The following is an 18,889-nucleotide window of genomic DNA, read 5'->3' on the forward strand; positions in this document are numbered from 1 at the left end:
AATCGCTCTGGGACGGATTTAGCCGAACAGTGCCCGGAACGCTTCTTCCACCTTTCTCACCGGTATCAGCTCTATCTTTAATTTGGAGGTATTCAGTCCCTGCAAATTGTATTTTGGTAATATAAACCGTTTGAAACCGAGCTTTTCCGCTTCGCCGATGCGTTGCTCAATCCGGTTTACGGGGCGGATTTCACCGGACAGCCCTATTTCTCCCGCCATACAGATTTCGGGTTCGATGGCGGTATCCATGTTGCTGGACAGAATGGCGCTGATAACGGCCAGGTCGATAGCGGGGTCGTTTACTTTCAGCCCGCCGGCGATATTGAGAAAAACGTCTTTCTGGGCGAGTTTGAAGCCGACGCGCTTCTCCAGTACGGCGAGTAACATATTCATTCTCCGTATGTCGAAACCGGTGGCGGAGCGTTGCGGGTTTCCGTATACGGCGCTGCTGACCAATGCCTGCGTCTCTATCAGGAACGGTCGTACGCCTTCTATGGCTGAGGCGATGGCTATGCCGCTCATCCCTTCATGGTCTTGGCTGAGAAGCAGCTCCGAAGGATTGCTTACCTGTCGCAGACCGTCCTGCCTCATTTCATAGATGCCCAGTTCGGCGGTGCTTCCGAAGCGGTTTTTGATGCTGCGCAAGATGCGGTACATATAATGCTGGTCGCCTTCAAATTGAAGTACGGTGTCTACGATATGTTCCAGTACTTTAGGCCCGGCAATGCTTCCTTCTTTGTTGATATGCCCGATGAGGATAACCGCCGTATGCGTCTCTTTGGCAAAGCGCAGGATAGAGGCGGAGCACTCCCTGACTTGGGCTATGCTGCCCGGAGAGGATTCGAGCGTCTCCGTGGAAATGGTCTGTATGGAGTCTATTATGACTAAATCGGGATGTGTGTTCCTGATATGTACATAAATCTGTTCCAACGAGGTTTCACAGACAATCAGGCAGTCGCAGGACGTACTTGACAGGCGGTCGGCACGCAGTTTTAACTGCCGGGCGCTTTCTTCCCCGGATATGTAAAGGATGCGTTTCTCCGGTATGCGGAGTATGGTTTGCAGTACCAGGGTGGACTTGCCGATACCCGGTTCGCCGCCTATCAGTACGAGCGAGCCCTGCACCAGCCCGCCGCCCAGCACACGGTTCAGTTCCGCGTCATGCAGGTCGATGCGGGGTTCGTCATCGGCGGCAATCTCGTTTAATGTTACGGGTTTTGCTTTGGCTGTTTCTATGCCCGATACCGGACGCTTGTTTACTGCTTCCTTGCGTACAATCTCTTCTACATAGGTGTTCCACTCTCCGCACGACGGGCATTTACCTACCCATTTGGGCGATTCCTGTCCGCAGTTGCTACATACATATACCGTCTTCTCTTTTGCCATAAAAAGAACTTCCTTTAGAATAATTGCCCAAAGGTACGATTTTTCGTTTCAGAGCCGGCGGTGTGTCACAGAGTTTTTTTATATTTGTTCTCAGAAATATAAAACGGAAACCATGATAGAAGATATTCTTAAACACAATAAGCAGTTTGTAGAGAACAAGGGATATGAGAAGTATATCACCAACAAATATCCCGATAAGAAAATCGCCATCTTATCTTGTATGGATACCCGTCTGACGGAATTGCTTCCGGCGGCTTTGGGTATCAAGAACGGTGATGTCAAGATGATAAAGAATGCGGGCGGAATCATTTCGCATCCTTTCGGCAGTGTCATACGCAGTCTTATGGTGGCTATCTATGAATTGGGGGTGAAAGAGGTGATGGTCATTGCGCATTCCGATTGCGGTGCATGCCATATGAGCAGCGCCCAAATGATAGAACACATGAAAGCGCGCGGTATCAAGCAGGAGACGATAGATATGATACGTTTCTGCGGGGTGGATTTCGACTCGTGGCTTTACGGTTTCGGCGATACGGAGAAATCCGTCCGGGAGACGGTAAAAGCTATTCTGGAACATCCGCTGATTCCGGAAGACGTGCATGTTTCCGGGTTTATCATAGACTCGATTACCGGAGCCTTGAGCCCTGTGGTGGAATAAACGGTTATGATTATCCGTATGGATGTATACCTTTAACCGGATATTGGCGGGAGCCGTCTTTCTTCTTTCACTGTATCTGCCGCCCTCTTCCCTATGATGAGATAGTATTAAAAGCCTTATAATATAGCATTAAAAGGCTTTTAATGCTATATTATAAGGCTTTTAATACTATCTCACCGGTACTCTCGTCCCGGCTTGCTTATACAGGCATCCCTGTTATATCGTAATCTCACCTGCAATGGGGCGGTTCATCAGTTCGCGTACCTCTGCGGGAGAGTAGTTGTGTCCTAACAAAAACATCAGTTTGGTCACGGCGGATTCCGTGGTGCTGTCATATCCGCATACTACGCCTGCCTGCATCAGCCGGTAACCTGTTTCATAACGTTCCATTTCCACCGTACCGGCATTGCACTGGGTAACGTTTACGATGACAACGCCCTGTTCGCAAGCGTCATGAAGGCGGCGAAGGAACCATTCCTTCCGGGGAGCGTTCCCTGAACCGTATGTTTCCAGAACCACGGCTTTCAGGCCTTTTATGGCAAGAATGGCATCTACCACGCTCTCCTGAATGCCGGGGAAGAGTTTCAGTATGGCAATATCGGTGTCAAGCAGATAATGCGGCCGCAGTTGTCCGTGTGCATTTTCCGTATGTATCTGTACATTGTTATATTTAATATGTATGCCGGCGGAAGCAAGTACCGGATAATTGTACGAGCGGAAAGCGTTGAAGTTTTCCGCATTTATTTTGGTAGTGCGGTTGCCGCGCATCAGGTGATTTTCAAAAAAGATACATACTTCCGGTACGATAGGCCGTCCGCCGGAATGACGGGCGGTGGCTATTTCAATACTCGTCAGCAGGTTTTCCTTACCGTCGGTACGAAGCACGCCGATGGGAAGCTGTGAGCCGGTAAGAATGACGGGCTTGTTAAGACCTTCGAGCATGAAGCTGAGGGCGGATGCCGTGTAGGCCATGGTGTCCGTACCGTGAAGAATAACGAAGCCTGTATATCGATTGTAGTTGTCGCTGATGATGCGTACGAGTTTGCGCCAGGCATCCGGGTCCATATCCGAAGAATCCATAGGCGGATCGAACTGATAGGTATCGATGCGGAACGTAAAATTCTGAAGTTCGGGCACATGCTTCTGTAAATGTTCGAAGTTGAAGTTCTCCAAAGCTCCGGTTTCCGCATTCTCTATCATGCCGATAGTGCCACCGGTGTAAATTAACAAAACGGAAGTGTTATCTGGGGACATACGCTCGATTCTTACATGGTTACTATGCAAAGATAGTAATATATCTCTAAAATAATAGCAAAGTGTTATAAAACTGCGTTCGCATTCTTGCCTTTCCGCTGTGAAAAGTGTGAATCTGTCGGCCGTGATATATACATATTTCTGTCCTTTATGAGGTGAAATTGTATTTTTATCGCAAAAAAGTCATAAAACGTGATAGTTTGAATATTTTTATTGTTACTTTTGCAACACTTATCATAAACGATAGCAGTAAGAGACAATGAACAAGTACTATCAACATACAGTCACATCCATGTGTACCATGACCCTTAGGGGTTGGGGATAGTATTTTGTGTTTCTACGTGTTACACCGATTTTCAGCAGTTTTTCTTATTTAGTTAAAGTCTATACGGGCTATGGCAGCTTGTTTTTGACACATTGTATCAACCGTTTCAATCCGATAAAAAGAAATGAAAGTAATAAAATTCGGCGGAACATCCGTAGGTTCCGCGAACAGTATTTTAAGCGTTAAGAGAATTGTAGAGGCTATAAACGAACCCTTAATAGTGGTAGTATCCGCATTGGGCGGTATTACGGACAAACTGATTAATACTTCGAAAATGGCGGCGGCCGGTGACTCCTCTTATGAAAACGAGTTTCGTGAGATTGTCTATCGTCATGTGGAAATGATAAAGGAAGTAATTCCGGCAGGCGAAGCGCAAGTATCGCTGCAACGCCAGGTGGGAGAGTTGCTTAACGAATTGAAGGACATCTTCCAGGGAATTTATCTGATAAAAGACCTTTCGCAAAAGACATCCGATACGATTGTGAGTTACGGCGAACGCCTTTCATCTATTATTGCGGCGCAACTGACGGGCGCTGAATGGTTTGATTCGCGCCGGTTCATCAAAACGGAGAAGAAACATTCCAAGCATGTATTGGATACGGAACTTACCACCTCTTTGGTACGTGAGACGTTCAAGGATATGCCTAAACGCGTATTGGTTCCGGGATTTATCTCTACGGACAAGATTACGGGCGAGGTGACTAACCTCGGTCGCGGCGGTTCCGACTATACGGCTGCCATTATAGCCGCGGCATTGGATGCCGATGCGCTGGAAATCTGGACGGATGTGGATGGTTTCATGACCGCCGACCCGCGTGTGATTTCCACTGCCTACACTATTAATGAGCTGAGCTATGTAGAGGCTACGGAGCTTTGTAACTTCGGTGCTAAAGTGGTGTATCCGCCTACCATTTATCCGGTTTGCCATAAGAACATACCTATTATAATAAAGAATACTTTCAATCCCGAAGGAGCGGGAACCGTTATCAAGCAAGAGGTTTCCAATCCGCAGAGCAAAGCCATTAAAGGTATTTCGTCCATTAACGATACGAGCCTGATAACGGTGCAGGGGCTCGGTATGGTGGGCGTGATTGGTGTGAACTACCGTATCTTCAAGGCTTTGGCAAAGAATGGTATCAGCGTGTTCCTCGTATCACAGGCATCTTCGGAGAACTCTACTTCCATCGGTGTGCGTAATGCGGATGCCGACCTGGCTTGCGAAGTGCTGAACGAGGAGTTCGCCAAAGAGATTGAAATGGGAGAGATTTCGCCCATACAGGCGGAAAAGGATTTGGCTACGGTGGCTATCGTTGGCGAGAACATGAAGCATACACCGGGTATTGCCGGTAAGCTGTTCGGTACGCTGGGACGTAACGGTATCAATGTGATAGCCTGTGCACAGGGCGCTTCGGAAACGAATATTTCATTTGTGGTGGACAGCAAGTCCCTGCGCAAGTCCCTGAATGTTATCCATGATTCTTTCTTCCTGTCGGAATATCAGGTGTTGAACCTCTTTATATGCGGTGTTGGCACGGTAGGCGGCAGTTTGATAGAACAGATTCACAGCCAGCGTCAGAAGTTGATGCAGGAGAACGGTTTGCAACTGAATGTGGTAGGCATTGCCGATGCGTCCAAAGCCATGTTCGGTCGTGAGGGCTTTGACTTGGGACGTTTCCGTGAAGAGTTGGCGGAGAAAGGCAAGGAGAGTTCTTTGGATACACTCCGTGACGAGATTATTGGCATGAACATCTTTAATTCCGTATTCGTGGATTGTACGGCGAGCGCGGGAGTGGCTTCCCTTTATAAAGACCTTCTGATGCACAACGTATCGGTAGTTGCCGCCAATAAGATTGCCGCTTCTTCGGAATACGAAAACTATCGTGAGTTGAAGCAGATAGCCCGCCAGCGCGGTGTGAAATATTTGTTTGAGACAAACGTCGGCGCAGGCCTGCCCATCATCAATACCATTAACGACCTTATCCATAGCGGCGACAAGATACTGAAGATTGAAGCCGTGCTGAGCGGTACACTGAATTATATCTTCAACAAGATAAGCGCGGATATTCCTTTCAGCAAGACCATTAAGATGGCTCAGGAGGAACGTTATTCCGAACCAGACCCGCGTATCGACCTTAGCGGCAAGGATGTAATCCGCAAACTGGTAATTCTGGCGCGTGAAGCCGGTTATCGCATCGAACAAAGCGATGTGGAAAAGAACCTCTTTGTACCCGATGACTTCTTTGAAGGTTCTTTGGATGATTTCTGGAAGAAAGTGCCGAGCCTTGACGCCGGCTTTGAAGCACGCCGCAAGGTGTTGGAAGCGGAAAACAAGCACTGGCGTTTCGTTGCCAAGCTGGAGAACGGCAAGGCATCCGTAGGACTGCAGGAGGTCGGTGTCAACCATCCGTTCTACGGTCTGGAAGGCAGCAACAACATTATCTTGCTGACCACAGAGCGTTATAAGGAATATCCTATGATGATACAGGGTTACGGAGCCGGCGCAGGTGTAACGGCTGCGGGGGTATTTGCCGATATTATGAGTATTGCGAACGTTTAATTAAATGAAGAACGAAGAATTAAGAATGAAGAATTCGGGCTGCGCGATGGTTCTTAATTTATCATTTTTAATTCATCATTCTTCATTCTTAATTCTTCATTTACAAAGATGAAACACATTATTATATTGGGCGACGGTATGGCCGACTGGCCTGTAAAGTCTTTGGGAGACAAGACTTTGTTGCAGGCTGCCAAAACGCCCTATATGGATAAGCTCGCAGGGATGGGACGTGTAGGCAGGTTGAAGACTGTTGCCGATGGTTTTCATCCGGGTAGCGAGGTGGCCAATATGTCTGTTTTGGGCTATGACTTGCCGAAAGTATACGAGGGACGCGGTCCGTTGGAAGCGGCGAGTATCGGAGTAGACCTGAAGCCGGGTGAAATGGCGATGCGCTGTAATATTATCTGTATTGAAGGGGATGATATAAAGAATCATTCGGCGGGACATATCACGACCGAAGAAGCCGATGTACTGGTGAAATATCTGCAGGAACATTTGGGCAGTGAGCGTGTGCGCTTCCACACAGGTGTGCAATACCGGCATTTGCTGGTAATAAAAGGCGGAGACAAGCGGATAGACTGTACTCCCCCGCATGATGTTCCCCTGAAACCCTATCGGCCGTTGCTGGTGAAGCCTATGCCCGGTACGGAGGGTATCACTGTTCCCGAAGGACAAGCCGATTTAACCCCGCAGCAAACCGCCGACCTGATTAACGACTTAATCATGCGGTCGCAGGAGCTGCTGAAAGAGCATCCCGTGAACAGGAAACGTGCGGCCGAAGGTAAAGACCCGGCTAACAGTATTTGGCCATGGAGTCCGGGGTATCGTCCGCAGATGGAGAAACTCTCGGATAAGTTTCCTCAAGTGAAGAAAGGCGCTGTTATCTCTGCCGTAGACTTGATTAACGGTATCGGCTATTATGCCGGACTGCGCCGTCTGACGGTGGAAGGTGCGACCGGACTGTACGATACCAACTACGAGAATAAAGTGGCTGCCGCCCTTGATGCCTTGAAAACGGATGATTTCGTTTATCTGCATATCGAGGCCAGCGATGAGGCCGGGCACGAAGGAGATGTTCCCTTGAAGATGCTGACCATTGAGAACTTGGACAGCCGTGCCGTAGGTCCTATCTATGAAGCAGTGAAAGGTTGGGAAGAGCCTGTCGCAATAGCCGTTTTACCAGACCATCCCACTCCTTGCGAGCTGCGTACGCACACCAACGAACCGATACCTTTCTTTATCTGGTATCCGGGCATCGAACCGGACGAAGTGCAGACTTTCGATGAGGTTGCCGCTTGCAGCGGCAGCTACGGCCTGATGAAAGAAGATGAGTTTATAAACGAATTTATGAAAGAGTTATGAAATATTACAGTACCAACAAACAAGCCCCCGACGTTACCCTCGAAGAAGCCGTAGTGAAAGGGCTTGCCGCAGACAAAGGGCTTTTCATGCCCTTTACCATCAAACCGTTGCCGCAGGAATTCTACGACAGCATCGATACGCTCGGTTTTCAGGAGATAGCTTATCGGGTAGCGGATGCTTTCTTTGGCGAAGATGTTCCGGCAGACACATTGAAGCAGATCGTATATGATACATTGAGTTTCGACGTTCCTTTGGTAAAGGTGACGGAAAACATCTACTCCCTCGAATTGTTCCATGGACCCACACTTGCCTTTAAGGATGTAGGCGGTCGTTTTATGGCGCGTTTGCTGGGCTATTTCATCAGAAAAGAGGGTAAGAAGCAGGTAAATGTACTGGTTGCCACCTCGGGCGATACGGGCAGTGCCGTAGCCAATGGCTTCCTCGGCGTGGAAGGTATCCATGTTTATGTGCTTTATCCGAAAGGCAAGGTCAGTGAAATTCAGGAAAAGCAATTCACTACACTGGGAAAGAATATCACGGCTCTTGAAGTGGACGGTACGTTCGACGATTGTCAGGCATTGGTGAAAGCGGCTTTCATGGACAAGGAACTTAACAGCCGTTTGCAACTGACCAGCGCCAACTCCATTAATGTAGCGCGTTTCCTGCCGCAGGCTTTCTACTATTTCTATGCTTATGCACAGTTGAAGCGGGCGGGAAAGGCCGCTGATGCCGTAATCTGCGTGCCAAGCGGTAACTTCGGTAATATAACGGCAGGTTTGTTCGGCAAACGTATGGGACTGCCGGTGAAGCGTTTCATAGCATCCAATAACCGTAACGACATATTCTATCAATATTTGCAGACGGGTGTTTATACGCCGCGCCCCAGTATCGCCACGATTGCCAATGCCATGGATGTGGGCGACCCGAGCAACTTTGCGCGTGTCCTCGACCTCTATGGCGGTAGTCATGCGGCTATCTCGGCAGAGATAAGCGGCGCTACTTATACGGACGAACAGATTGCCGAAACCATGAAAGATGTTTGGAAGAATGAGCGTTATTTGCTCGATCCTCATGGCGCATGCGGTTTCCGTGCATTGCAAGAGAGCTTGCAACCGGGCGAGACGGGAGTCTTCCTGGAGACGGCTCACCCTGCCAAATTCAAAGACACGGTGGAGAATATTATCGGTGAAGCGGTGCGGATACCGGAGAAGCTGCAAGCCTTTATGCGTGGCGAAAAGAAAAGCCTGCCCATGTCGAAAGACTTTGCGGACTTCAAGCGTTATTTGATGAGTATCTGATTACTCACTCTTTCTAATAAGATGGTGATACGCCAAAACGAGTATTAGTTCTCATCCCGTCATTCGGAGCGAAGTGAAGAATCCCTTCTCCTTGCATACAAGAGAGGGAATTCTTCGCCGCAAGGTTCCTCTAAATGACGGGATGAGAACTAATACTCGTTTTAACACTTTGGGTTTTCTTTGAGAATGGCCTTTATCTTTCCGGCTTTGTGGCTGTTGTTCCAGAGCACCAGTACTTCTATTTTCAGAAGGCTGTGGCGGTAGAATAGCGTATAGTCGGGGTGGGGAGTGATATATCGTATATTATCCGCTTCCGTGGCTTGTCCGATAAAAGGATTTAGAGTAATGCGGTGGAGCGCATTTTGAAAGAGCGAATATATGACCTTTCCCTGCTCTTTATTCCCGTGCTTTTGCAGGGAGGACAGCAACAGATTTCTGAGCTCTTCTTTGGCGAGTGGCGACCAATTTATTTGTTTAACCATGACTCAGCCTCCTTATTGATGGTTATATTTTCTTGTCCTTCTCCGTTCTCCAGTTGCCGGCAGGCGGTTTGAATGTCTTGGCGTAAGCGGGTGGAGAACACGAGTACCTGTTTGGCGGGTTGTGACGTTTGTTTCGGTTCTGTTTCTTTCATTTTCCAGTCTCCTGTTTCCCTTAAAACGTTGTAAAGTTATGAATTGTTTAGGATAAGGCTCCGCTTGTTTCCGAACATTTTCCGATACCGTACGTTCTCAATACCTCAAACTCAATGTAGATAGTCTCATGAAAGATAAAAAGCTGGAAGCCAATCTCAGTATGGTTGCATCCCGTGTCATGGCGGGTCTGAACATGAACGGATTGAAGTATTTGTTGCCTTTGTGGTTGGGAGCTTTAACGGGTGTCACCATACGGTGCGTGTTTGCGGCGGTGGCTTTTTGGGTGACGGGATGCTTCATAAAAGAAGCGGCGGTTACAAAAAAGCAACGCCTCATGCTGTTCTGCCTGGGAGCGTTCGGGCTTTACGGATTTATGTTCTGCTATCTGCTGGGCATCAGCAAAACCACTCCGGTGTCGAGTGCCATATTCAATTCGATGCAGCCTATCTGGGTGTTTCTTATTTCGGTATTCTTTCTGCATGAGAAAGCTACGGTGATGAAGATTATCGGTATCGCTTTGGGTTTTGGCGGTGCGATGCTGTGTATCCTGACGCAGGGCAGCGATGATTTGGCACACGATGCGTTCACCGGCAATCTGCTTTGTATGATTAGCTCGTTTGTTTTTGCGATTTACCTGATTGTGAGCAAGAAGTTGTTGGAGAAGGTAGGAGTAGTGACGATGATGAAATACATCTTTGGCGGTGCGGCTGTTTCCGGAATAATCGTTTCATCCGTGATGGGGTGGGATGCACCGATGTTTGCAGATGCCTGGAGAGGCGAGTGGCACTGGACGGCATGGGCGGTACTTGCATTTGTGCTTATTTTCCCTACTTATCTCAGCTATTTTCTGGTTCCTATCGGATTGAAGTACCTGAAGACTACCGTTGTCGCTATTTACAGTTATCTGATATTGGTAGTGACCACGGTTGTCTCCCTTGCTTTGGGACAAGACCGGTTCAGTTGGACGCAGGCCGTCGCCATTGCCATGATTTGTATCAGCGTGTACTTTGTGGAAGTGGCTGAGGGAAATTCAAAAAGACCAAATACTCCCCTTCAGCCTCAATCGTAAATTCTGTCCCGGTACATTCGTTGAGAGTGCCCTGCCACCAGTTGGTGAAGTCGCTGAGAGGATATACCAAACCAAGCCCATGCAGGTTGCGGGCATTGAAGTTGATGATGGATACTTGCTGCCCCGGCCGGCAGGCAAAGGTACGTGTGTCCCGGCAAGGGATAAAGACACCATGGTCTGTGTAGGTACGAACATCGGCTCCTGCACGCATATAGTCCATGAGCAGGCTGATGTTTCCCAAGGTGTGGTCTTCGCGTTTGCCGGTGGCGCCTACGATGGCTATCCGGCGTTTGCCCTGTGACAACAGATAGTTGACGGCTTTCGTCTGGTCGTTCGTATCTTGTTCGGAAATGCGGTGGAGCAGATATCCGTACTTCTTGCGATTCTCCTCGCTGATGGAGTCGCCGTCACCTATAATAAGATTGGGGATATGTCCGTTCCGGATATATTCGTCCGCGCCGCCGTCGCAGCAGATTACGTAGGGAGCGTCCGCCAATATTTGTAAAGGCGGGGCGGCGGCAGGGTATTCTCCGTTGGCTAAAATTACAGCATCCACTTTCATAGTCGATAATTGATAAATCGGAATTTATAAATCATAAATCAGCCTCTTGCTTCATCATCTTCTTCCATTTGAAGTAGCCAAAGATAGCGATTATTGTGTAAAGGCCGTATAGTGCGGCGGTAAAATCAAGTCCTTTATAGATGTACAGACCTGTGCTTACAGCGTCTACGCCTATCCATGCCCACCATTGCTCCACGTATTTGCGTGCCAGCATCCACATGCCGACAATGCTGAGCGCGGTGGTAAAGGAGTCAAGCCACGGAACATTGCTGTCTGTAAAGTTGATAAGTATCCAGGCAATGCCCGCAAGAGTGACGGCAAATACCGCAACGAGCGGTAGCAGATACCGCAGCGGCATGCGGGTGATGGGTAACTCCTGTTGCCGGTTTTCCGCTTCCGAGGCTTTTCTTTTCAGGATGGTACGCCGCAGGAATGCTCCGTACTTCCACATCGTCCAGCCGTATATGGCGGCTCCGAGATAGTAGATGTTGATGCCGAAATCCGCGTACAGACCCGCGTTGTAGTACACGAAGATGTAGATGGCAGGCATGATGATGCCCGCTATCCAAAGATAGATGCTTGCCCGATATTCCAGCCAGAGGTAGAGAAGTCCGACAAGTGTTCCGATAATTTCGAGTGTCTGCTCCATAATCAAGTTTAGAAACGCAAAGAGATATGTCCTAATACATTGGTACCGGCCTGCGCCGCATATCCTGCATAATTGTAGCGTACTTTCTGCCCGCCCTCGTAATAGAAACCGCTGCCTGCGTAGCCATTGTTTTCGTACTCTTCATTGAAGAGGTTGTAGACGGTACAGCCTATGGTTACCGACTTTATTTTGGGTAACGTAAACGTGTATGATAAGTTCAGGTTGCTGACGAAATAGGCATCCAGAATATGGTCTTTACAGTCCAGGTTGCTCATGTATTGCTTGCTGACGTATTGTGATTGCAAAGATGCTTCAAAGCCTTTGTAAGTATAGCCGAAGCGGTTGTTCAGCAGGAAGTCGGGAGAGAAGGCGATATGAGTGTCGCCCAGATAGGTGCTCCACTTTTCGCCCGCCGGGTCTTCGTTCTCGTAAAGGGTTTCGGTGAAGTTCTCTACGCGGTTACGGCTCAAAGTGGCGTTGATGTCCCATTGGAAGCCGCAAGGCAGCTTTAAGCCTGCCATCAGTTCGATACCCATGCGATAGCTGTCGGGCACATTGGCGGCTACGGCTTCACCGATTTCATTCAGTTCGCCGGTCAGCACCAACTGGTCTTTGTAATCCATGTAGTATAGGTTGGCACCGAATGTCAGCCATGAATCGGCAAAGGTGTAACCCAGCTCGTAGTCGAACAAACGCTCTGCTTTGGGATGCTCGGTGAACTTGCCGTCCGTATAGTTGTTGCGCGTCGGCTCTTTGTGGGCTACGCTGAACGAACCGTATATCCGGTTGTTACGGTTGAGCTGCCACGACAGTCCGGCTTTGGGATTGAAGAAGTCGAACTTCTCGTGAATGGCGAGTTGCTGCAAGCCGTCATTGGTAACGCTGTTCCACTTGTCGTTCTGTCCGTACATCTTATAAGAGATGTGGCGGTACTGCAAATCCGCATAGACATTGAGACCGTTGCACAACTCGTAGTCGGCTTTCAGGTAGAGGTTACCGTCATTCTTGGTGGCATTGTTGCGGTAGTAGTCTTTGTCGGGGTCGAGGTTGCCGATGTAGTTCTTCACCCACAACACTTTGCCGAAGTGGTCGCCGTCATAGCGGTTCAGCCCGCCGCCGAGGGATGCGTGAAGGCGGTCACCCTTATAATTAACGGAGAAGATACCGCCGCCGAAGCGGTTGTCCATTGCTTTTTTGCGGATAAGGTCGCTCTCGTTTACGGTTTCACCGTCGTGTTCGTACGGAAGCAGGCCGTATTCCACCAGCTCGCGCCCGTCTTTGTACTCTTGATAGTAGCCGTCTCCTTTGGTGTAGTGCAGACCTGCGTTTACATTCCAGGCGGAAGTGAAGTTGTGGTTGAAAAGCAGCTGATAATTCTTCTGTACGTAATTGTCAGTCTGGTCTTCGTAGAAGTGGTCTATGCCGTTGTCGTCGGTGTACATATACCCGCAGGAGTTGTAGCGGCGGCCGTATTTTTCCATTTCTTTTTTGCTGGCGTAATTCCAGGCATGGTAAGTGCGTTCTTTACCGCCGAACGTTATCAGTTTGACGGAGGTGTTGTCGTTGTAATACCCACCTTGCAGGTAGTAAGAGTTCAGCCCGACCGATGCGCGGTCGATGTATCCGTCCGAACTGATATTGGACAGGCGGGCGTCGAAAGACCAATGCTCGTTGATAAGTCCCGTACCCGCTTTTACCGTTTCTTTGTGCGTATTGAACGAGCCGTACGAACCGTTCAGCTCGGCATACGGTTTCAGCGAGAAGTCTCCGGTCTGCATGTTGATGCTGGCTCCGAAAGCTCCTGCGCCATTGGTGGAAGTTCCTGCACCGCGTTGTATCTGCATGTCTTTGACGGACGATGCGAAGTCGGGCAGGTTCACCCAGAATACATTATGGCTTTCGGCATCGTTGATGGGAATGCCGTTGGCGGTGACGTTAATGCGGGTTCCGTCTGTGCCGCGAACTCTTAACGTAGTGTAGCCGATACCCGCTCCGGCATCGCTGGTGGTGATGGCGGAAGGTGTCATGCTCAACAGATACGGCAAGTCCTGACCGAAGTTCTGCTTTTTAAGTTGTTCTTTGTTGATGTTGGTAAACGCCACCGGAGTGGTTCCTGTGGCACGTGTGGAGATAATCTCTACCTCCTGCAAGTCTATCACTCGCAGACTGTCTTTTTCCTTTGTCTGTGCACAGACATTCAGCGCTGCCATAAACAGACATGCCGCCATTGCATACTTTCTCATTTGCAATTTAAACTATTAAAGATGAATACAGAAAAGGGGAACTTTTCTTCTTTTCCCTCCGCCGGCACTACCCGGATCAGGTCAATGGGTATGTTCTCAGCCCGTCATATTAGGGCACCCCTTAGTTGAAATCGGGTGCAAAAGTATCTCTTTTGGCCGAAAGGTACAAATAATGTGAACGGAAAATAGATTTATTTGTTAATTTTGCATTCAGTAATTTATAAACTATAAATCATTATGTTATCATCTTTATTAATGGCGGTGTTTGCCGTCCAGGCTTCTGAAGAGGGCTTCAGCAAACTTCAGATTTTTATGCAGCAACTGATAGACTGGGGAGTGGGAGCCGGCGGCCGTATCATAGGGGCGGCTATCATCTTTGTGGTGGGACGTTTCCTTATTTCTTTCATCAAAAAGCTGGTGTCCAAACTTCTTGTGAAGCGGAATATCGATGCAAGTATTCAGAGCTTCGTCAAGAGCCTTGTGAACATACTGTTGACAATTCTGCTGATTATAGCCGTTATCGGTAAGTTGGGGGTCGAGACGACTTCGTTTGCCGCTTTGCTGGCGTCTGCCGGTGTGGCGATAGGTATGGCGCTGTCCGGTAATCTGCAGAATTTTGCCGGCGGACTTATCGTTTTGTTATTCCGTCCGTTCAAGGTGGGCGACTGGATTGAAAGTCAGGGTGTATCCGGTACGGTGCGCGAAATCCAGATATTCCATACTATCCTTACTACGTCCGACAATAAGGTGATTTATATTCCCAACGGCGCTTTAAGCAGTGGAACCGTGACTAATTACAGTCGGGAAGACACCCGTCGCGTGGAATGGATTATCGGTGTGGAGTACGGCGAGAATTACGACAAGGTGGAAAGTACCGTGCGCCGTGTACTTGCGGCAGACAGCCGCGTATTGGATACTCCGGAACCTTTTGTGGCCCTGCATGCTTTGGATGCCAGCAGCGTGAACCTCGTTATCCGTGTTTGGGTGAAGAGCAGTGATTACTGGGGAGTTTATTTTGATATGAACAAGACCATTTATACTGTATTCAACGAAGAAGGAATCGGTTTCCCGTTCCCGCAGTTGACGGTACATCAGGCAAAGGATTGATAAAGAATCCGAATACGGAAGAAATATGATACAAAAAGGAAGCTGCATTTTTTGATGCAGCTTCCTTTTTGTATCGATGTACATACATTGTTTTACATTTCGTATACTCCAAGTTCTTCTTCCACTTCTTCGCAAATATTTTGCTCAAGATGGAGCAAACGGTTTATTTCCCTTCGTTTGTCCAAGTCGGTGAAATAGCTCTCTACTACTGCATACAGATTGAATCCTGTTGTGGACCCTGCGGCCAGCTCCAATGACTCAACCAGCTGCTCTACTGCCCGGTGAATGCGTTTCTTGTCAATGAAATGCAATTCATTACTATGAATCAAGTTTTTTTCCATGATGGTTGCTTCTTTAAGTTAGTATGGTTATAACGTTCCGTCGGGTAAGTTAGTTCATGCGGAATGCGGTACGGGAGAATTTGTTATGTCGCTTTTATTTTTATATTTGCAGGAAAATACAAATTGAAGCGATGGGAACTCTGTTTATTAAAATATTACGCATTTTTGTTGTCTTGGTTGTGTTGTTTTCGGGCGCTATGGGATATGTGATTTCCGAGAAAACGTTGGCAGCCTGGTGGATACCCGTTGGCGTAGCATTGGCGGCGGGCATGCTGACGCTTCCTCTCTACCGGAAATGGATATGGCTGACGACCATGGAGAACAGAATTGTGAATGTGCTCTGCCATTTGGTGTGCGTAGGTTCCGTCTGCTATGTATTGTTCCTTGCCGGCAACTACCTGTCGGCGGATGCCGCTTCCGAGCATGAGGTAACAGTAACCGTACTCGATAAACGTATGGAGCAGCATGAAAAAAGGCGTAGGGTAGGAAAACACCGCTATGTGTCCGATGGCATGCGCTATGAATATTATCTGGAAGTTGCCTTTGATAATGGTAAGGTGGAGACATTGCATGTTTCTCGTGCCGTCTACCGGAAAGCACGGAAAGGGAAGCCGAAAGTGCTGTCTTTAATTCGGGGCGGATTTGGACTTCCGGTCATAAAGAAGGGAATATAGTAACGGACAAAGCTTTGTTAATGGCGGCTGGTTTTGTCCCGTGAGCTGAATAATTTCGTCTTGCGGGACGAAATAGATCCTCCCGCAGGATGAAATAATTTGGCTCGTGAGACGGATTTATTCGTTCCGTAGGACGGATTTGTTATCGGTATGTGATAAAAAAAGAGGAAGCCATGTGGTAGCTTCCTCTTTGGTGATCCGCTTGGGGCTCGAACCCAAGACCCCAACATTAAAAGTGTTGTGCTCTACCTGCTGAGCTAGCGAATCAATCCTTATTGCTGTTAAGCGGGTGCAAAGATAGGTACTTTTATTGAATATGCAAGGCTTGTGGCGAAAAAAGTTTGCATTATTCTTGCTGTTTGTTTTCTTATGTTTGATTATCAGATGGTTCTGTCTTATGAATATTTTCTCTGTTGATAATGAAACGTTGGTAATAGGAAAGCATTAACGTTGTAAGCGGGAGCGCGATAATCATTCCCAACATCCCCATTAATGAGCCCCATATAGAAAGTGACAATAGAATGATAGCGGGATTTAGTCCGGTAATTTTTCCCATGACGCGCGGTACGATGAATCCGTCTTGAATAGCTTGCACTACAATGAATACCGCCATGGCCGAGGCGATGATTATCCAGAAATTCCCACCCGTGTCGGACGCTTTGAGGATTGCCAGTATGATGGTAGGAACAAAACCTATGATTTGAAGATAAGGCACCATATTCAATGCTCCGATGAACAGCCCGAGACCTATGGCCAGCGGGAAGTCTATGATGAGGAAGCCTATACTGAATAAAATACCGACGCATAAAGCTACGAATGCTTGCCCGCGGAAGTATCTGTTCATACCTACTTTTACGTCGTTCAGTATGCCCACTACGAAAGAACGGTATTTCAGGGGTACGAGATGTGTCCAGCCTTCAGCGATACTTTCATAGTCCAATAAAATGAAGATGATGTATAGCAGGATGATGAATATAGTGAATACGCTGAATAATAGGTCGATGGAATCCGATAGTAAAGACCATAGACGGGGAACGGCTTCTTTGAGCGCATCCAGCAGGTTCTCTTTATTGAATAGTTCGGTTATGAATTTGACATCGATATTGTCCCGTAAGAATTCGGAAAGAGAGGTTGGCACATTGCTGTTGTATGTTCCGTGCGAAAAGTATTGAACCAATAAGGCCTGTACTCTGCCGCACTCCTGTATCATGGGGGGAACTAACAGATAGAAAGCTCCGGCACCTACAATCAGGAGCGCCAATAATGCGCAGAATATGGATACGATCCTGTTCTTTAACTTTAGCCTGTACTGGAAGAATGTGACCAGCGGATATATCAGATAGGCAATAAGCCAGGCGATAAAGAAAGGCAATAGAACGCTGCTTAAACGCTTCAGAAGCATCAATATGCCGATAATGATAACTCCTAAAATGACACCGCGGATAAAACTGTCGAATGTAATCTTTTTACGTTCCATAGACTTCTGTGTTAATTTACTAATCGCTTGCTGCTTGCCGGTCTTCCTTTATCGCTTGTAAATAGCACTCGCGGCACAAAGGCTCGTATTCGGCTGTTTCACCCAGCAGTACTTGCTTGTCGTTTTTCACGGTACGGTGGGAGAATGAGGCGAGTTGGCCGCATTTTACACAAATGGCATGTACTTTGGACACCTCGTCCGCAATGGCGCACAGTCCCGGCATGGGCCCGAAAGGGTTGCCGCGGAAGTCCATGTCCAGTCCGGCTACGATGACACGTATACCGTTGTTGGCAAGCTGGTTGCATACATCGATCAGACCCTCGTCAAAGAATTGCGCTTCATCAATGCCCACTACGTCTATCTCGGACGTGAATAACAGAATACTTGCCGATGAGTCTATCGGAGTGGAAGATATGGTGTGACTGTCGTGCGATACGACATCTGCTTCCGAGTAGCGCGTGTCTATTGCAGGTTTATATATTTCGACACGTTGTTTGGCGAACTTGGCACGTTTCAAACGGCGTATAAGCTCTTCAGTCTTGCCGGAGAACATAGAGCCGCATATCACTTCGATTCTCCCTCTGCGTTTGGTTTCCTGTATGTGGTCTTCCGAGAATAATACCATGTTTTTAAGTGTTATATTCAGTCGCAAAAGTAATGATTTTGTTTGCTTCCAGGTATTTTTTCATTATTTATTTCTACATTTGTACCATTAATACGGACGGGAGAAGGATATGCAAGCATTATTGAATGATATAGAACTGGATGTTCAGGAATTGAAATGTTTGATGCAGTCGATATCCGCCGATGCAAATCCTGTGTTGAAGATAGTTGCCAAAAGGAATATCCATCAAATGCAGGAACGGCTGGATGCGCTGACCAAATTGCTGGATGCCGCTTTTGTGATAACTCCGGCGGGACAGACCGCTCCTGATACCGTGCAGGGCATGACCGAATCGGACGTTGTTTCCGAACCTGTGGCAGAAACCCCGGTTGAAACGGCTCCCGTTTCGGATATCGCAGCTCCCGCTTCGCCGATTTTGGCCGAACGTATTAAACCGGCTAAGGACTTACGCCACGCTATCAGCCTGAATGATTCGTTCCGCTTTACCCGCGAACTGTTTAACGGGGATACGGCGCGTATGAATGAAGTGGTACGCCGGTTGGGTGAGGCTTCTTCTTTGGATGAGGCGATGGCTGTTTTTATATCAACGGTTCGGCCGGACGAGGAGAATGAGGCGACGGCGGATTTTGTGGAACTTCTCAAGAAGTATTTCAGTTAAAAAGTAGCG

The 18,889-nt window shown here is 48.1% G+C and carries 18 protein-coding genes, 1 tRNA gene and 1 riboswitch; of the genes, 8 read left to right on the forward strand and 11 right to left on the reverse strand.

Features of this window, described 5'->3' with window-relative positions:
* Positions 1 to 18: 18 nt before the first annotated feature.
* Positions 19 to 1,386, reverse strand: a complete 1,368-nt coding sequence (gene radA, locus I2F54_RS15020) for a DNA repair protein RadA (protein ID WP_009122876.1) — start codon at positions 1,384 to 1,386, stop codon at positions 19 to 21.
* Positions 1,387 to 1,498: 112 nt separating this feature from the next.
* Between radA and I2F54_RS15025 the strand changes: the two genes are divergently transcribed.
* Positions 1,499 to 2,044: a beta-class carbonic anhydrase gene (locus I2F54_RS15025; RefSeq protein WP_087413386.1), complete on the forward strand. Its 546-nt coding sequence runs from the start codon at positions 1,499 to 1,501 to the stop codon at positions 2,042 to 2,044.
* A gap of 216 nt (positions 2,045 to 2,260) precedes the next feature.
* Here the strand turns inward: I2F54_RS15025 and I2F54_RS15030 are convergent, their stop codons facing one another.
* Entirely contained in the window at positions 2,261 to 3,298 is a 1,038-nt protein-coding gene (locus I2F54_RS15030) for an asparaginase (protein ID WP_087413387.1), read from the reverse strand.
* A gap of 449 nt (positions 3,299 to 3,747) precedes the next feature.
* On the opposite strand from I2F54_RS15030, the gene thrA reads away from it, so the two are divergent.
* The 3 genes from thrA (at position 3,748) to thrC (ending at position 8,840) form a co-directional block, all read left to right on the forward strand.
* Positions 3,748 to 6,180, forward strand: a complete 2,433-nt coding sequence (gene thrA / locus I2F54_RS15035) for a bifunctional aspartate kinase/homoserine dehydrogenase I (protein ID WP_195501710.1) — start codon at positions 3,748 to 3,750, stop codon at positions 6,178 to 6,180.
* A gap of 108 nt (positions 6,181 to 6,288) precedes the next feature.
* Positions 6,289 to 7,542, forward strand: coding sequence for a cofactor-independent phosphoglycerate mutase (locus tag I2F54_RS15040; protein WP_022219477.1), 1,254 nt, complete (start codon positions 6,289 to 6,291; stop codon positions 7,540 to 7,542).
* Positions 7,539 to 8,840, forward strand: a complete 1,302-nt coding sequence (gene thrC / locus I2F54_RS15045; RefSeq protein ID WP_195501712.1) for a threonine synthase — start codon at positions 7,539 to 7,541, stop codon at positions 8,838 to 8,840. The genes I2F54_RS15040 and thrC overlap by 4 nt, the downstream gene beginning before the upstream one ends.
* A 161-nt stretch (positions 8,841 to 9,001) precedes the next feature.
* Here thrC and I2F54_RS15050 read toward each other — a convergent pair whose 3' ends face one another.
* Complete coding sequence (locus I2F54_RS15050; protein WP_195501713.1) at positions 9,002 to 9,322, reverse strand: type II toxin-antitoxin system RelE/ParE family toxin; 321 nt, start codon at positions 9,320 to 9,322, stop codon at positions 9,002 to 9,004.
* A complete protein-coding gene (locus I2F54_RS15055) occupies positions 9,307 to 9,474 on the reverse strand; it encodes a hypothetical protein (RefSeq protein ID WP_009122883.1) in 168 nt (55 codons plus the stop codon). Before I2F54_RS15055 ends, I2F54_RS15050 begins: the two co-directional genes overlap by 16 nt.
* Before the next feature lie 128 nt (positions 9,475 to 9,602).
* Between I2F54_RS15055 and I2F54_RS15060 the strand changes: the two genes are divergently transcribed.
* A complete protein-coding gene (locus I2F54_RS15060) occupies positions 9,603 to 10,544 on the forward strand; it encodes a DMT family transporter (protein ID WP_022219479.1) in 942 nt (313 codons plus the stop codon).
* Here I2F54_RS15060 and I2F54_RS15065 read toward each other — a convergent pair.
* Genes I2F54_RS15065 through I2F54_RS15075 form a run of 3 tightly spaced genes read right to left on the reverse strand, consistent with a single transcriptional unit; the run spans position 10,471 to position 13,998 of the window.
* Positions 10,471 to 11,106: a thiamine diphosphokinase gene (locus I2F54_RS15065; RefSeq protein ID WP_022219480.1), complete on the reverse strand. Its 636-nt coding sequence runs from the start codon at positions 11,104 to 11,106 to the stop codon at positions 10,471 to 10,473. The two genes, I2F54_RS15060 and I2F54_RS15065, sit on opposite strands and share 74 nt — an antisense overlap.
* A 31-nt stretch (positions 11,107 to 11,137) precedes the next feature.
* The gene (gene pnuC, locus I2F54_RS15070) at positions 11,138 to 11,755 is read right to left on the reverse strand and encodes a nicotinamide riboside transporter PnuC (protein WP_022219481.1); all 618 of its coding nucleotides are present in this window, start codon (positions 11,753 to 11,755) and stop codon (positions 11,138 to 11,140) included.
* Between the two features lie 8 nt (positions 11,756 to 11,763).
* Positions 11,764 to 13,998, reverse strand: a complete 2,235-nt coding sequence (locus I2F54_RS15075) for a TonB-dependent receptor (RefSeq protein WP_195501716.1) — start codon at positions 13,996 to 13,998, stop codon at positions 11,764 to 11,766.
* 35 nt (positions 13,999 to 14,033) lie between these two features.
* Positions 14,034 to 14,130, reverse strand: a riboswitch (TPP riboswitch).
* 123 nt (positions 14,131 to 14,253) lie between these two features.
* On the opposite strand from I2F54_RS15075, the gene I2F54_RS15080 reads away from it, so the two are divergent.
* Positions 14,254 to 15,105 (forward strand): mechanosensitive ion channel family protein, encoded by an 852-nt coding sequence (locus I2F54_RS15080; RefSeq protein ID WP_195501721.1) that lies wholly within the window; start codon positions 14,254 to 14,256, stop codon positions 15,103 to 15,105.
* Positions 15,106 to 15,197: 92 nt separating this feature from the next.
* Here I2F54_RS15080 and I2F54_RS15085 read toward each other — a convergent pair whose 3' ends face one another.
* Entirely contained in the window at positions 15,198 to 15,446 is a 249-nt protein-coding gene (locus tag I2F54_RS15085) for a hypothetical protein (RefSeq protein WP_009122890.1), read from the reverse strand.
* A 131-nt stretch (positions 15,447 to 15,577) separates the two neighbouring features.
* Between I2F54_RS15085 and I2F54_RS15090 the strand changes: the two genes are divergently transcribed.
* Positions 15,578 to 16,120, forward strand: coding sequence for a hypothetical protein (locus I2F54_RS15090; RefSeq protein ID WP_181986734.1), 543 nt, complete (start codon positions 15,578 to 15,580; stop codon positions 16,118 to 16,120).
* A gap of 191 nt (positions 16,121 to 16,311) precedes the next feature.
* Here the strand turns inward: I2F54_RS15090 and I2F54_RS15095 are convergent.
* From I2F54_RS15095 to I2F54_RS15105, 3 genes are all read right to left on the reverse strand, one after another.
* Positions 16,312 to 16,387 (reverse strand) — tRNA-Lys (locus I2F54_RS15095).
* A 100-nt stretch (positions 16,388 to 16,487) separates the two neighbouring features.
* Positions 16,488 to 17,597, reverse strand: coding sequence for an AI-2E family transporter (locus tag I2F54_RS15100; RefSeq protein WP_022219487.1), 1,110 nt, complete (start codon positions 17,595 to 17,597; stop codon positions 16,488 to 16,490).
* Positions 17,598 to 17,616: 19 nt separating this feature from the next.
* Complete coding sequence (locus I2F54_RS15105; RefSeq protein WP_009122893.1) at positions 17,617 to 18,222, reverse strand: thymidine kinase; 606 nt, start codon at positions 18,220 to 18,222, stop codon at positions 17,617 to 17,619.
* Positions 18,223 to 18,331: 109 nt separating this feature from the next.
* On the opposite strand from I2F54_RS15105, the gene I2F54_RS15110 reads away from it, so the two are divergent.
* Positions 18,332 to 18,880, forward strand: coding sequence for a hypothetical protein (locus tag I2F54_RS15110; RefSeq protein ID WP_195501718.1), 549 nt, complete (start codon positions 18,332 to 18,334; stop codon positions 18,878 to 18,880).
* Positions 18,881 to 18,889 lie beyond the last annotated feature (9 nt).

The sequence above is a fragment of the Bacteroides clarus genome (genome assembly GCF_015555825.1).
GTDB classification, from domain to species: domain Bacteria; phylum Bacteroidota; class Bacteroidia; order Bacteroidales; family Bacteroidaceae; genus Bacteroides; species Bacteroides clarus.

Excerpts from the sequence above, each read along its gene's own strand:
- I2F54_RS15080 (WP_195501721.1), top strand. The coding sequence starts at position 14,254 with ATGGCGGTGTTTGCCGTCCAGGCTTCTGAAGAGGGCTTCAGCAAACTT.
- I2F54_RS15085 (WP_009122890.1), bottom strand. The coding sequence starts at position 15,446 with ATGGAAAAAAACTTGATTCATAGTAATGAATTGCATTTCATTGACAAG.
- thrA (WP_195501710.1), top strand. The coding sequence starts at position 3,748 with ATGAAAGTAATAAAATTCGGCGGAACATCCGTAGGTTCCGCGAACAGT.
- radA (WP_009122876.1), bottom strand. The coding sequence starts at position 1,386 with ATGGCAAAAGAGAAGACGGTATATGTATGTAGCAACTGCGGACAGGAA.
- I2F54_RS15105 (WP_009122893.1), bottom strand. The coding sequence starts at position 18,222 with ATGGTATTATTCTCGGAAGACCACATACAGGAAACCAAACGCAGAGGG.
- I2F54_RS15075 (WP_195501716.1), bottom strand. The coding sequence starts at position 13,998 with ATGAGAAAGTATGCAATGGCGGCATGTCTGTTTATGGCAGCGCTGAAT.
- I2F54_RS15040 (WP_022219477.1), top strand. The coding sequence starts at position 6,289 with ATGAAACACATTATTATATTGGGCGACGGTATGGCCGACTGGCCTGTA.
- I2F54_RS15030 (WP_087413387.1), bottom strand. The coding sequence starts at position 3,298 with ATGTCCCCAGATAACACTTCCGTTTTGTTAATTTACACCGGTGGCACT.
- I2F54_RS15110 (WP_195501718.1), top strand. The coding sequence starts at position 18,332 with ATGCAAGCATTATTGAATGATATAGAACTGGATGTTCAGGAATTGAAA.
- I2F54_RS15065 (WP_022219480.1), bottom strand. The coding sequence starts at position 11,106 with ATGAAAGTGGATGCTGTAATTTTAGCCAACGGAGAATACCCTGCCGCC.
- I2F54_RS15055 (WP_009122883.1), bottom strand. The coding sequence starts at position 9,474 with ATGAAAGAAACAGAACCGAAACAAACGTCACAACCCGCCAAACAGGTA.
- I2F54_RS15050 (WP_195501713.1), bottom strand. The coding sequence starts at position 9,322 with ATGGTTAAACAAATAAATTGGTCGCCACTCGCCAAAGAAGAGCTCAGA.
- I2F54_RS15060 (WP_022219479.1), top strand. The coding sequence starts at position 9,603 with ATGAAAGATAAAAAGCTGGAAGCCAATCTCAGTATGGTTGCATCCCGT.
- I2F54_RS15100 (WP_022219487.1), bottom strand. The coding sequence starts at position 17,597 with ATGGAACGTAAAAAGATTACATTCGACAGTTTTATCCGCGGTGTCATT.
- pnuC (WP_022219481.1), bottom strand. The coding sequence starts at position 11,755 with ATGGAGCAGACACTCGAAATTATCGGAACACTTGTCGGACTTCTCTAC.
- I2F54_RS15090 (WP_181986734.1), top strand. The coding sequence starts at position 15,578 with ATGGGAACTCTGTTTATTAAAATATTACGCATTTTTGTTGTCTTGGTT.
- I2F54_RS15025 (WP_087413386.1), top strand. The coding sequence starts at position 1,499 with ATGATAGAAGATATTCTTAAACACAATAAGCAGTTTGTAGAGAACAAG.
- thrC (WP_195501712.1), top strand. The coding sequence starts at position 7,539 with ATGAAATATTACAGTACCAACAAACAAGCCCCCGACGTTACCCTCGAA.